The sequence below is a fragment of the Nocardia spumae genome, assembly GCF_020733635.1.
GTDB classification, from domain to species: Bacteria; Actinomycetota; Actinomycetes; order Mycobacteriales; family Mycobacteriaceae; genus Nocardia; species Nocardia spumae.
This window is the reverse complement of the sequence record NZ_JAJFZL010000001.1, coordinates 2,539,070-2,551,327: the sequence shown is the minus strand read 5'-3', so window position 1 is coordinate 2,551,327 and position 12,258 is coordinate 2,539,070. Positions and strand designations below refer to the sequence as shown.

The following is a 12,258-nucleotide window of genomic DNA, read 5'->3' as shown; positions in this document are numbered from 1 at the left end:
GCGTGATGTCAGAAGTGGCGCCATAATGGCGTCATGGATCTGAACAAGTACACCGCCCGCCTGCACGACGACCTGATCGCGGCCGCCGCGCTCGGTGACGAGAAGACGCGGGCCACCGCCGCCGCACTGGCCGCCGCGACCGAGAACTCTCTGCGGCTCACCCTGCTGGCCGCGCTGTCGGATCTCGCCGGCGAGGTCAACGCCACGCTCGAGGACCGGACCGTGCACGTGTCACTGTCCGGCACCGACGCTGTGGTGGAAGTACGGCGCAACCCCGCCGACGACCAGCACCCCACCTTCGAGGAGATGACCGGCGATATCAGCCGCGTCACCCTGCGCATGGTCGAGAACCTGAAGGCCCGGGCCGAGGAGGCCGCCACCCAGAGCGGTCAATCGCTGAACTCCTGGTTGGCGGGCGCGGTACAGGGCGCGCTGCGGGATCAGATGCGCAAGGGCGGGCCGGGACGCTGCGACAGCTGACCTCAATCCAGCACCGCGACGGTGCCGGTGGTGCCGATATCGGTGCGGCGGTCGCGATCGGGCGCCTGCGCCAGCACCGTGGCCAGTGTCCGCCGCCCCGGCGGCAGGACGCGTACGGTGACCGACCCCGCGTTGGCGGCATCCAATTCCCTTGCCGCGATATCGATCACGCGTTCGCGCAACCAGTGGGGCGCGTCGGCGAACCCGCCGTCGTCGAGGAGCACGACCTCCACCCCGCGCGCCCGCGCCCCCCGGGCCGCACCGCTGAGCTCGTCGGTCGCCAACTGGGGCGCGCGCAGTCCGTCGCGTAGTTCCGCCTCGAGCAGTCGGCACTGCTCGCGTTCGCCGGCGGTCAGGACCGCGCCCTCGGCGATCCGTTCCAGCATCGGCCGCGCTACCCGGTCCAGCCGGGCCAGCTGGCGCGTCCGCTCGCCGTCCGCCGCCGCCATCGTCGCCTCGGCCGCGGCCCGCGCGCTCGCCTCCTCGCTCAGCAACCGCAGCGACCGCTGGGTGGGTCGCATGATCAGCGCGAAAACCGATATCGCGATGACGGTGCCCAGTGGTACGAGCGCGGCGACGATGACGCCGGCGCTCAGCCAGGCACGCGCACCGTCGATCCCGATCACGACGGCGACCCCGGCCACCCCCAGCCAGGCGGCGCCCATCCGCCCGCGCAGCACCATCCCGGCCAGCACATAGGAGGTCGCGAAGGTGGTCCACACCGTGTGGTGGGTGTGCGCCCTGCTCGGATCCACCGTGGTCAGCGCCGTCGCCACCGGCCCGGCGACTACGACGAGCCCGGTGACCGTCCACGGCAGCGGATCTCCCGGCGCCATCAGGACCAGCGCACCGGCCACGACCATCACCACCAGCGCGATCGACGCCGGCAGCGGTTCGGCGGCATCGAACGTGCGCACCATGTACAACACGATGGTCGCCTCGAGCAGCACCAGAAAGAGCCAGGCCGCGCCACCGCGCAACCCCAGCAGTTCACGCAGTCCGAATTCGGTTTCGCGGCACGGATCAGTACTCACCGTCACCACCCCAGACCAGCGTCACCGTCGTGCCCTCACCGGGCTGTGATTCGACGAATCCGGCGCCGCCGGCGAGCTGGCGCATCCGGCCGAGAATGCTCACCGAGATGCCGAGCCGGTCCGCGGAGACGGCCCGCACATCGAATCCGGCACCGTCGTCGACGAATACCGCCCGAATGCCCCCGGCGCTGATCGTGCAGGTCACGGTGCGCGCGACCGGCCGTCCGGGCACCGCGGCGTGGCGCAAACTGTTGCGCACCGCTTCCGCCAGAGCCGCGGCCACCGTCCGCGCGGCCGCGGTCGGCATCCGCAGATCGTCGAATCCCGGCCAGGTCCGGGTGGCGAAGCGGATACCGGGATTGACCTCGTGGACCGCGGCCCGCAGGAAATTCACCGCCGCGGCGGCGTCGAAGACGTCGGGAGTACGGGATTCGACGCGGATCTCGTCGAGTTGTTCGAGGGTGCGTTCGGCCTGGCGGCGCAGGGCCGCCGAGGGTTCGCGGTCGCGCGAGGCGTCGAGCAGGGTGGACAGGACCGCGTCGTGGATGAGCGCGGCGAAGCGCTCGCTCTCGTTGTCACGCGCGGCGGCCCCGGCGGCTTCCGCGGCCTGGCGGCCGGCCGCCTCCGATTCCCGGTCCACCCGGGCCGCCGCCGCCAGCGCCGAGACCAGGCACCACAGGAACAGCGCCGACAGGCCGACCGCCCGCGCGAACGCACTCAGCGCCGATGCCGCCGTGAACGGTTCGGCCAGATAGATGTTCACCAGGGCGACCGCGGCCGAACCGACCAGCAGATAGCCGACCGACATCGGCAGCGGCCAGGCCAGGGCGGCGGTGAGCACCCCGAGGGGCAGCATCCGGTACAGCCATGCCGACGTGGCGACGATGCTGTGCGGTTCCAGCGCCACCATCATCACGGCGGCCGCGCCGAGGAAGGCCACCGCCGCGCATCCGGACACCAGCCGGATCACCCGCGGCCTCGACCGGATCGACACCACGGCCAGGACCGGGAACAGCCCGAACGCGAGCCCGACCGCCGCGGGGGTCCACCAGGCCGGACCGAAACGCGCCCCCTCGGTGATCTCGGAGAGGTCCGCCAGCCCCATGATCACCCCGCCCACCCCGATCGAGAGGCCGATTCTGCGCACGACCCGTTCGATGGCCGGAGCATCGCGTCGCACGGTGATCCGCGGCATCCGGATGCGGGCCGCGGCCGCGATGCGGGCGAGTGTCGCGGGCGCGATGACCACTATCACGGATTGTCGTTGCGCTCGGGAACCGGTAGCCACCCGTCCTCCACCGCACGCTTGTACAGATCGGTCTTGGTGGGGGCCGGCCGCCCGGCATCGGCGTACTTCTGGCGGATCCGGCCCAGATAATCGTTGACGGTCTGCTCGGACAATCCCGTCAACCGTGCCACCCGCGAGGCCTTCTCCCCCGACGCGTACAGGGTCAGCACTTCCTCCTGACGCGGGCTCAAACCGACATCGGGCAACTGCGGATCCCCGTCGATCGCCGCCGCCCAATCGGTGGTCACCACCTGCTCCCCGCTCGCCGCCGCGCGCACCGCCGCGACAACCGTGCGCACATCCTCGGATTTGCGCACCACACCGAGCACTCCCGCCCGGGCCGCCGAGCGCACCAGGAAGGGATTGTCGGCGCCGGTGAACACCAGCACCTCGAGTCCGCGGTCGCGTAGCGCCCGCACATTGTCCTGCGGGCCCGAGCCGTCGGCCAAGCGCAGGTCCAGGATCACCAGATCCAATCGCGGTGCCCCGGACAGCAATTCGGGAACCGTCCCGGCGGTCACGACCAATTCCAGATCGCTTTCACCGGCCAGCATGCTGGCCAGGCCGAGCGCCACCGATTCGTGGTCTTCGACCAGTCCGATCCGCCTCGCCGGCGCCATAGGGACCTCACCTTTCCCGAGCCCGTCCACCTCGCCACCCGTCCGACCCGCACGACAACGCGGCGGCTTCCTGTCGAGTATGCCGGGATCGGTGATCTCGGTGTCAGACACCAGAAATCGGGGGGTGTGACCGGCTCGCCCGATTCAGCCCATCAACCCGGCGGCGACCGTGGCGCCCAGTTCCCAGCAGCGTTCCCGATCGTCCTTGGCGGGCGTACCGGTGACGATCACCGGCGCGGCGGCCCGCAGCCAGCCCATTCCGGTCGTGACCGTGGTGATACTGCGTTCGGCGCCTTCGGTGCCCTGATTGCCGTGGATGTAGACGCCGAACGGGCGTCCCTGGGTGCTGTCCAGGCAGGGGTAGTAGAAGGTGTCGAAGGCATGTTTGAGTGCCCCGGACATGTACCCGAGATTCGCCGGCGTTCCCAGGATGTACCCGTCGGCCGCGAGCACATCACTCGCGGTGACCTGCAACGCCGCCCGCCGCACCACCTCGACATCCTCGATCTCGGGGTCGGTGGCACCGGCTACCACCGCCTCGAACATGTCCTGCAGGAATGGGGACGGCGTGTGATGGATGATCAGCAAGGTCGGCACACCGACGAGCCTAGGCCCGGCAGCCGGCCGGGCCGCGAATCCGGCGATCCGGGTCGCGCCGCGGCGGTTGGCTCGGCTCGCATGGGCACCGAACTTCCGGCGGGCGGCCGCCCCATCGATCAGCGAGAGTGCGATCGCCGATGGGAACCGTGGACACCGGAACGTGTCGCCGAGAAGCTCGCCGCGGTGGCGGCGCACTGGTGCGTCTGCGCGACCCCGCCACCGGCCGATACCACCTCGACGTCTTTCGCGAACCGCATGACGGCGACCAGTGGATCTGCCGCCGCGACAGCGGAATAACCCTGCCCTACACCGAACTGATCCGCACGAGCCCGGCAGGGATCCCCTACGCCATCCCCGAGGCAGCACTACTGGCCGGATCGGCGGCGGTACCGCCCCTCTCCTGACCAGCGGCGAGCGACGAACCGCGGCTCAGGAGTCCCGCGCTGTCCGATGAACCGGGATGTCGCGATGCCCGTTGGTCACGATGCTCGGAATCGGCCTCAGCTCGGCCGGATCGATCGCGAGTTCCAGCTCGGGAAACCGGCCGAACAGAGCCGGCAGCGCTATCGCCGCCTCGAGCCGGGCCAGGGGCGCGCCGAGACAATGGTGCACTCCGTATCCGAACGCGAGATGCTGCTTCGACCGCCGACCCGCGTCGAACGCATCGGCGGTGTCGCCGTGCACCTTTCGGTCCCGGCCCGCGCCGGCCAGGGATGCGATGATCACGTCACCGCGGTTGATGCGCACACCGGGAAAATCGGAACTACCGGCGATGTCGATGTCTTCCACCGCGAAACGCAGCGGCATATGCGCCAGCGGCGCATTCCATCGCAGACCTTCCTCGACCACCTCGGCCCACGGCGTCTGTTCCGCGAGGGCCGCTTTCCGTTGTTCCGGATGGGTGAGCAGACCGATGATGCTGTGATCCAGCAGATTCGCGGTGGTTTCGTGGCCGGCCGTGATGATCAGCAGCAGCGTGTCCCGCAACTCCTGTTCGTCGAGCCGTGATCCGTCGGCGTCGCCGTGGGCGTTCATCAGCACGGTGGTGAGGTCGTCGCCGGGGTTGTCGCGCTTATGCCGCATCAGTTCCTCCATGAGGACGAACAGCGCCCCGAAATGCGCTCCGACCGCGGCGGGATCCAGGCTGGTGTCGAGGATTCCGTCCGCGTGGACGCGCAGCTGTTCATCCATCCCGGCGGGGACGCCCATCAGTTCGCCGATCACCCGGATGGGCAGGGCGGTGGCGAAAGCGGCACGCAAATCGATGATTTCACCGTCCGGCACAGCGGATATCCCGTCGAGCAACTCGGCGACGAACGCTTCGATCCGGGGCCGAAGCGCCTGGGTGCGCTTGTTGGTGAACGCCGGCGCCACGAGTGTGCGCAGCCGCTGATGCTGGTCGCCGTAGGTGGTGAGCATATTTCTCGCCGCCACCCAGGGAAACATCACCCAGTCCTGGCCGATCTCGCCGTCGATGAGCTGCGGCCAATGCCGGTGTGCGTCCTTGGAGACGCGCGGATCGGTGAGCAGTTGCCTGAGCACATCGAGGTCGGTGACCGACCAGGCCGGTACGCCGCCGGGAAGCACCACCTCGGTGACCGGCCCCCGAGACCGGATGCGAGCCAGCTCGCCCTGGATGTCGGTGGCACTGGGATCCAGCACCAGCGGCTGCGTATCTGTCATCGGAGCTCCATCAGGTGAGACGCATCTGCGGGCACGCGGGAAACACCACCGGCAGTGCTGCCAAGGCGCGGTGAAACTGCCCGGTCCTCCAACTTAGTTGCTGCGCAGGAACTTCCGGACGAATATCGGGAAGTGCGTCGAGCAGCAGGTCGATGGCCTGGCGCGCGATCGTCTGCGCGAGCGGCTGCGCCGGGCACGAGTGGGGGCCCACTCCCCACGCCAGGTGAGACCGGTTTCCCTTGCGGTCGCCGCCCACGATGTGCGGGTCGGTATTGCAGGCGGCCAGGCTCACGACCACCGGCTGATCGGCCGGTAACCACACATCGCCGACGAGTTGCGGTTGTCTCGGATATGTCATGCAGAAATTGGCCAGTGGCGGATCCGCGAACAGCACCTCGTCGATGGCGTCGCGGGTGTCCATCGCGCCACTGAGCACATCACCGCCGTACTCTTCGTCGGCCATCAACAGCAGCAGCGTATTCAGGATCAGATTGCAGGTCGGCTCCGTGCCCGCCGAGAACAACAACGCCGCCTGATTCACCATTTCCATGGGATCGAGCCCGTCCGGGTGCGCCAGCAGGCGCGAGGTGAGGTCGTCGCCCGGGCGTTCTCGCTTCTGCTCGACCACCCCGAGCAGGGCTTCGATGAACCGCTGCTGTCCTTCTTCGGCGCCGACCCCGTCCAGCATGGCGGCCATTCCCTGATAGGCCGCGGACGCGGCGTCCGCGGGGAAGCCCATCAGCTCGCTGAGCACCCGGAAGGTCAGCGGAAAGGCGTAATCCATCCGAAGATCGGCGGCGCCGCTCTCACAGAACGAGTTGACGAGCGAATCGGCGGCACGCGCGACCGCACCGTGCACCTGGTGCAGGTTCACCGTCTCCAGCGCGTCGGTGATCGTGCGGCGGTAACGGGCGTGCTCCGCGCCCGCGGTGCGGAGCGCGTTCTGGCGGTAGCCCAGCATCGGGATCACCGGGCAGTCCGGCGGAGCGTTCTTCTCCCAGCGACGTGGATCGGCGGGAAAGCGGGCCTCGTCGTTGAGAATCTGCAGCGCCGCTTGGTATCCGATCACCAGCGTGGCCGGGACACCGGGCGCCAGTTCGATCGACACCAGCGGCCCGCGGTCGCGCATGGATTCGTAGGCGCCGTGCGGATCCGCCGCGAACTCCGTGGAATCCAGCCGGATCTGTGGTCGGGCGGAGCTCTGGGGCGATCCGTACGCGACCGGGCATCCGGTCGTCGGCACCGCGTCCGCGTCGTTCACCATGCGGCCACCGCGTGTGTTGTGGCGTGTCCTGTTCGATGTCCTGCGAGATTGCCTGCCGTTCGTTGTGTGGGCACGGCCGACACCCTAGCGGAAGTCGTTGCAGTTCAACATAATTGAGAAAACCGACGGCACGGTAGTTTGTTGCGTGCGGGTAGCTGACAGGGCGGGGAGACGGTTCGGTCGCGGGCCCGGGCACTCACGCGATGCCGGAGCTGTCTCACCGGTCGGCAGGAACAAAACACCGATCGGTGACGGTTGCCCGGACGGACATGACACCACGAACTCGGGAGATGTGATGCTGGCGATCGGATTCGACGAACCCGGCGGTCCGCAGGTGCTGCGGCCGGTCGATGTGCCCGAACCGCATGCGGGGGCGGGTGACGTGCGGATCAAGGTCGTGGCCGCGGCGGTGAACCCGTCCGACACCGTGACGCGGTCGGGCATGGCACACGACCGCTACCGAGCGGTGGCGCCGCCCTATGTGCCCGGATGGGATGCCGCGGGAATCGTCGACGAGGCGGATCCCGCGACGGGCTGGCGCAGCGGAGACCGGGTCGTCGCGGTCACACTGCCGGTGCTCGCCGGGGGCGGGGCCTACGCCGACAAGATCGTGGTGCCTGCGGGCCAGGTGGCTCGCATGCCGGAGGGCAGCGACTTCGCCTCCGCCGCAACACTTCCGATGAACGGCCTCACCGCCTGGTTCGCCCTGGACGCGCTCGGGCCGCGATCCGGCCGGACGATCGCGGTGACGGGTGCGGCCGGCGCGGTCGGCGGTTACGTGATCGAGTTGGCGAAAACGCGTGGCTACACCGTCATCGCCGATGCGAAACCGTCCGATGAGCAGATGGTCCGCGACTTCGGCGCCGATATCGTGCTCCCCCGCGGCGACGACCTCGCCCGGCACATCCGCGCACACGTCCCCGACGGTGTCGACGCGCTGATCGACACCGCACTGCAGGGCCAAGCGGTGCTCCCGGCCGTCCGTGACGGCGGGTCGTTCGTCATCCTGCGGCCCGCGGCCCTGGGCGGCGGCGTCACGCCGGAGCGTGATATCTCGGTCCACCTCGTGATGGTCGCCGACCACCTCGACGATCCGCACGCGCTCGGTGAGCTGAGCCGCCTGGCGTCCGAGGGCGCGCTCACCCTCCGGGTGGCCCGCACCGTGCCGGCCGAACAGGCGGCACGTGCCCATGAAGTCCTCGAGGCCGGAGGTGTGCGAGGGCGCATCGTGCTCGAGTTCCCCTGACCGGCCGGATCCGTCCGTTGTTCAGGATCGCGCGTCGCGTTCGGCGCGCTCCAGCGCCACCGCGCGCCGCATGGTCTCGCGCGCCCGGCCGCGATCGCCGGCGTAGTCGTAGGCGCGGGCAGCCCGGTAATTGGTGCGCCAGTTGTCCGGGTCGGCTTCGTATTCCTTCTTGACCCGCTCGAACAGTTCGTCGGCGGCGGACTTCTCCAGCCGGCCGGAAGGTCGGTGCGGCAGATCGGAGGTGTCGAGTTCGAGGCCCTCGTCGTGGATGCGGCGGGCCAGATGCTGGTGGGCGAGGGCGGCGCGAATACTGGTCGCCACCACCCAGACACCGAGGATCGGCAGGATCAGGACGCCGACCCCCATGGCGATCGCGGCCGGATTCCCGGAGCCCATCAGGTCGATCGAGATCCGGCCCAGCAGCAGGAAGTAGAAGGCCAGGGCGACGACCAGGAAGACGATGAACCCGACGATGCGGACGACCTGCCGCCCGCTGTCGCGCTCGGAGCCGCTCACGACCGCACCTCGCCGGCGCTCGCCCCCGCGCGCTCGCTCACAGGTCGAGCAGCGGGTCGAGGCCCACCGTGAGGCCGGGACGCGCGCCGATCTGCCGCACACCCAGCAGCACACCCGGGGCGAAGGAGCTGCGGTCGATGGAATCGTGGCGGATGGTCAGCGTCTCGCCCTGGGTGCCGAACAGCACCTCCTGGTGGGCGACCAGACCCGCGAGCCGGACCGAGTGCACCCGCACGCCGTCGACGCTCGCGCCACGGGCGCCGTCGAGTTCGGTAGTGGTGGCATCGGGGCTCGGACCGACCCCGGCCTGCTTACGCGCCTCGGCGATGATGCCCGCGGTGCGGTAGGCGGTGCCCGAGGGCGCGTCCGCCTTGTTCGGGTGGTGCAGTTCGATGACCTCGACCGAGTCGAACCAGCGCGCCGCCTGCTCGGCGAAGCGCATGGACAGCACCGCGCCGATGGCGAAGTTGGGGGCGATCAGCACGCCGACCTCGGGGGCGGCCGCCAGCCAGTCGCGCACCTGGTCCAGGCGGGCTTCGTCGAATCCGGTGGTGCCGACGACGGCGTGAATACCGTGTTCCACCAACCATTTCAGATTCGGCATCACCACATCGGGATGGGTGAAGTCGACGACCACCTGGGTGCCGGCCGCGGTGAACGCGTCCAAGGCGTCGTCCTTGTCGACGGCGGCGGCCAGTTCCAGATCGCCGGCCGCCTCGACCGCCGCGCAGATCGCCTGCCCGACCTTGCCCCGCGCGCCGAGTACGCCCACCCGGATCCGGTTCGCTGCCACCGTGCACTCCTCACATACCGTTCGATGCCACTTCGCTTCGATGCCACTTCGCTTCGATGCCACTTCGCTTCGATGCCGTTGCGCTCAGAGCCTATCGGTCCGTCCCGGGCCGGCCGCCACGCCGGTCGCCCGGAAGTCGGATGCGTCACCCGCCGGGCCGCTCAGTCGAAGATGATCACCTGCCGCAGTCCGTGCCCGGCGGCGAGTTCGTCCATCGCGTGGTTGATGTCGTCGAGCCGGATCCGCGCCGACACCAGGCGCTCGACCGGCAGCCGGCCCGCACGCCACATCGCCACGTATTCGGGGATATCGCGGGCCGGCACCGCGGAGCCGAGGTAGCTGCCGACGATCGAGCGCCCTTGGGCCACCAGCCCCAGCGGCGAAATACTCGCTCGCGCTTCGGGGTTGGGCAGGCCGACGGTGACCGTCGTACCGCCGGGCGCGGTCGCGGCCACCGCCGTCTCGAACGCGCGCACGTTTCCCGCCGCTTCGACCACGATCTCGGCGACGATCCCCTGATCGGTCAGCTCGGCCGGGGTGTAGACCTGGGTGGCGCCGAGCTCGCGGGCCAGTGTCAACTTCTCCGGCAGGGTGTCGACCGCGATCACCTCGCCGCCGAGGTTTTCCCGCAGCGAGGCGGCGACCAGCACCGCCGCCATGCCGACTCCGCCCAGTCCGACCACCATGATGCGATCACCCACACCGGGCCGCGCCGAGTTCAGCAGCGCGCCGCCCCCGGTCAGGACCGCGCAGCCGAGGACGGCGGCCACTTCGGGCGGTACGTCGTCGTCGACCGGGACGACCGAGCGCCGATCCACCACCGCGTGCGTGGCGAAACCGGAAACCCCGAGATGGTGATGTACCGGACCGTCGCCACGGGCCAGCCGGCGCCCGCCGCCGAGCAGTTCACCGCCGTTGTTGGCGACGCTGCCGGGTACGCAGGGGGTGCGACCGTCGGTGGCACAGCCCTCGCACTGTCCGCAGCGGGGCAGGAAGGTCATCACCACGCGCTGGCCGAGGCGCAGATCGCTGTCGCCCGGACCGAGTTGTTCGATGCGCCCGGCCGCCTCGTGGCCCAGCAGCATCGGCAGCGGCCGTACCCGGTTGCCGTCCACCACCGACAGATCCGAATGGCACAGCCCCGCCGCCTCGATCCGGACGAGCAGCTCACCCGGGCCGGGTTCCCCCAATTCCAGCTCCTCGACCACGATCGGCGTCGAGTCCGCGTAGGGAACCGGGTCCCCGATCCGCTCCAGCACAGCACCACGAATCTTCATGGAACCGACGGTACCGGGGCCCACCCTTTGCAGACACCGTGGCCGGCGCGGGCCGGGCGGTGCCGGTGGCCGGGCGAACGCCGCCGCTAGGAGAGGGAGCGCATATCGCCGGGAGCGGGGGCGTCCGCGCCATCGGCATGCCGGCCGTCATCGGCCGTACCGGTCGCGCCCTGCGCAGCATCCGGTTGTGAGGTACCAGCGGCCTCGGGCAATCCGGGCCACCCCTGGATGACCGCGTCCTCGGCCGAGACGCTGCCGCGGTAGGTGACGCCGGTGAAATCCGGGTCGGTTCCGTGGCCCGCGGGCGCTGCGATCCGCGCATTGTCGAAAACGGTCTGCGATGAACGGAATTCGGCGTGCGCGAACGTGATTCGCGGACTCTCGACGGTTACCGCCTCGAAATGGGTCCGCTTGCCCGCGAAACGGACAGCGTCGAAACCGGTGACGTCGGCGGTGAAACGAGCCCGGACGAACGCGGTCGACCGGCCGGAGAAGCGCGCGCCGGTGAAGCGCGTGCGCAGCCCGCCGAATTCGGTATCGGAGAAGTCGGCCTTTCCGTGAAAGGCGGCGTTGATGAAGCTGGTGCCGACCCGGCCGGTGTGAACCTCGTCCTCGGCCGGCACGAATCGCGCACCGCGGAACAGCGCATCGCCGTCGAAGCGCGCGCCGTGGAAGGTCACATGCTGGCCGACGAATTGGACGCTCTCGAAATTTGCCGATCGGTCGCCGGTGAAGTGCGCGCCGCGCAGGTGGGTGTGACGCCCGGCGAAGACCGCCCAGCGGAAGTCGACATTCTCCAGTACCGCGTCATCGAAATTGAAGTGGTAAGTGGACCAGGATATTTCGGCTTGTGGACGTAGATGGGCGGCGATCACCGCCACGATCGTCCGCCGGACCTCGCGATCGTTCTGACGCAACCGGTAGACCCGCTCCACCTCTGCCCCCTCGGCCTCGGCCGTGGTCTTGCGCGAGCTCAGATGGGTGGCGCCGTCGGCCGGGTCGTAGGGCAGCCGCAGGTAGCCGCAGAGGACGTCGATGCACTGTTGACGACGACTTCGTGCCGAGAATTCGTCCGCCACACCGGCCATCGCGTAGACCCCGGCCATCCGCACGGCGACATCGGCATTACCCAGCTGGGCCGCCGCGGCTCCGAACAACTGGGCGAATCGGCCGCGCTCGTTGTCCCGCTGCCGGCGGTAGGCGACCACCAGCGCCACCGCACCACCCACACCCGCCGATACCGACAGCGCGATCTTGGTCAGATCCAGTTGATTCGGGGTGTCGGCCTTGGCGCCGAGTAGTAACCACAGCACCCACCAGGTGAATGTCGCGATCGCCAGTGCGCCGAACACCACCGAGACCACCGCCACCAGCAGCGCCGAACGCTGCATCCGCTGCGCCTGGCGCTCCAGAAATGTCCCCCGCCGAACCATGGCCGCATAGTAACGGGGATAGGG

The 12,258-nt window shown here is 69.5% G+C and carries 13 protein-coding genes; 3 read left to right on the top strand and 10 right to left on the bottom strand.

The window, feature by feature from the left end; genetic code table 11:
- Positions 1-33 precede the first annotated feature (33 nt).
- Positions 34-480, top strand: a complete 447-nt coding sequence (locus LKD76_RS11090; protein ID WP_227980943.1) for a hypothetical protein — start codon at positions 34-36, stop codon at positions 478-480.
- 2 nt (positions 481-482) lie between these two features.
- Here LKD76_RS11090 and LKD76_RS11085 read toward each other — a convergent pair whose 3' ends face one another.
- The 4 genes from LKD76_RS11085 to LKD76_RS11070 all read right to left on the bottom strand — a co-directional run bounded on the left by LKD76_RS11085 (position 483) and on the right by LKD76_RS11070 (position 4,019).
- Entirely contained in the window at positions 483-1,514 is a 1,032-nt protein-coding gene (locus LKD76_RS11085) for a DUF8320 family protein (RefSeq protein WP_227980942.1), read from the bottom strand.
- The gene (locus tag LKD76_RS11080) at positions 1,504-2,763 is read right to left on the bottom strand and encodes a sensor histidine kinase (RefSeq protein WP_227980941.1); all 1,260 of its coding nucleotides are present in this window, start codon (positions 2,761-2,763) and stop codon (positions 1,504-1,506) included. The genes LKD76_RS11085 and LKD76_RS11080 overlap by 11 nt, the downstream gene beginning before the upstream one ends.
- Positions 2,764-2,765: 2 nt before the next feature.
- Positions 2,766-3,422 (bottom strand): response regulator transcription factor, encoded by a 657-nt coding sequence (locus tag LKD76_RS11075; protein ID WP_227980940.1) that lies wholly within the window; start codon positions 3,420-3,422, stop codon positions 2,766-2,768.
- A gap of 144 nt (positions 3,423-3,566) precedes the next feature.
- Positions 3,567-4,019, bottom strand: coding sequence for a flavodoxin family protein (locus LKD76_RS11070; protein WP_227980939.1), 453 nt, complete (start codon positions 4,017-4,019; stop codon positions 3,567-3,569).
- A 140-nt stretch (positions 4,020-4,159) separates the two neighbouring features.
- On the opposite strand from LKD76_RS11070, the gene LKD76_RS11065 reads away from it, so the two are divergent.
- Positions 4,160-4,426 carry a hypothetical protein gene (locus LKD76_RS11065; protein ID WP_227980938.1) on the top strand — a complete coding sequence of 89 codons (267 nt, stop codon included), beginning with the start codon at positions 4,160-4,162 and terminating at the stop codon, positions 4,424-4,426.
- A 25-nt stretch (positions 4,427-4,451) separates the two neighbouring features.
- Here LKD76_RS11065 and LKD76_RS11060 read toward each other — a convergent pair whose 3' ends face one another.
- Both LKD76_RS11060 and LKD76_RS11055 read right to left on the bottom strand, forming a co-directional pair.
- Positions 4,452-5,705, bottom strand: a complete 1,254-nt coding sequence (locus LKD76_RS11060; protein WP_227980937.1) for a cytochrome P450 family protein — start codon at positions 5,703-5,705, stop codon at positions 4,452-4,454.
- A 10-nt stretch (positions 5,706-5,715) separates the two neighbouring features.
- Complete coding sequence (locus tag LKD76_RS11055; RefSeq protein ID WP_227980936.1) at positions 5,716-6,969, bottom strand: cytochrome P450 family protein; 1,254 nt, start codon at positions 6,967-6,969, stop codon at positions 5,716-5,718.
- A 295-nt stretch (positions 6,970-7,264) separates the two neighbouring features.
- Here LKD76_RS11055 and LKD76_RS11050 point away from each other — a divergent pair, with 295 nt between their 5' ends.
- On the top strand, positions 7,265-8,215 hold the full coding sequence (locus LKD76_RS11050) for an NADP-dependent oxidoreductase (protein WP_227980935.1): 951 nt from the start codon (positions 7,265-7,267) through the stop codon (positions 8,213-8,215).
- A gap of 21 nt (positions 8,216-8,236) precedes the next feature.
- Here LKD76_RS11050 and LKD76_RS11045 read toward each other — a convergent pair whose 3' ends face one another.
- The 4 genes from LKD76_RS11045 to LKD76_RS11030 form a co-directional block, all read right to left on the bottom strand.
- Positions 8,237-8,731 carry a hypothetical protein gene (locus tag LKD76_RS11045; RefSeq protein WP_227980934.1) on the bottom strand — a complete coding sequence of 165 codons (495 nt, stop codon included), beginning with the start codon at positions 8,729-8,731 and terminating at the stop codon, positions 8,237-8,239.
- A 37-nt stretch (positions 8,732-8,768) separates the two neighbouring features.
- Positions 8,769-9,524: a 4-hydroxy-tetrahydrodipicolinate reductase gene (gene dapB / locus LKD76_RS11040; protein WP_227980933.1), complete on the bottom strand. Its 756-nt coding sequence runs from the start codon at positions 9,522-9,524 to the stop codon at positions 8,769-8,771.
- A 161-nt stretch (positions 9,525-9,685) separates the two neighbouring features.
- Entirely contained in the window at positions 9,686-10,801 is a 1,116-nt protein-coding gene (locus LKD76_RS11035) for an alcohol dehydrogenase catalytic domain-containing protein (RefSeq protein ID WP_227980932.1), read from the bottom strand.
- 86 nt (positions 10,802-10,887) lie between these two features.
- Positions 10,888-12,234, bottom strand: a complete 1,347-nt coding sequence (locus LKD76_RS11030; RefSeq protein ID WP_227980931.1) for a pentapeptide repeat-containing protein — start codon at positions 12,232-12,234, stop codon at positions 10,888-10,890.
- Between the last annotated feature and the right edge of the window lie 24 nt (positions 12,235-12,258).

What these genes read in the sequence shown, in the direction of transcription:
- LKD76_RS11090 (WP_227980943.1), top strand. Translation starts at nt 34, where the DNA reads ATGGATCTGAACAAGTACACCGCCCGCCTGCACGACGACCTGATCGCG.
- LKD76_RS11075 (WP_227980940.1), bottom strand. Translation starts at nt 3,422, where the DNA reads ATGGCGCCGGCGAGGCGGATCGGACTGGTCGAAGACCACGAATCGGTG.
- LKD76_RS11065 (WP_227980938.1), top strand. Translation starts at nt 4,160, where the DNA reads ATGGGAACCGTGGACACCGGAACGTGTCGCCGAGAAGCTCGCCGCGGT.
- LKD76_RS11060 (WP_227980937.1), bottom strand. Translation starts at nt 5,705, where the DNA reads ATGACAGATACGCAGCCGCTGGTGCTGGATCCCAGTGCCACCGACATC.
- LKD76_RS11055 (WP_227980936.1), bottom strand. Translation starts at nt 6,969, where the DNA reads ATGGTGAACGACGCGGACGCGGTGCCGACGACCGGATGCCCGGTCGCG.
- LKD76_RS11050 (WP_227980935.1), top strand. Translation starts at nt 7,265, where the DNA reads ATGCTGGCGATCGGATTCGACGAACCCGGCGGTCCGCAGGTGCTGCGG.
- LKD76_RS11035 (WP_227980932.1), bottom strand. Translation starts at nt 10,801, where the DNA reads ATGAAGATTCGTGGTGCTGTGCTGGAGCGGATCGGGGACCCGGTTCCC.
- LKD76_RS11030 (WP_227980931.1), bottom strand. Translation starts at nt 12,234, where the DNA reads ATGGTTCGGCGGGGGACATTTCTGGAGCGCCAGGCGCAGCGGATGCAG.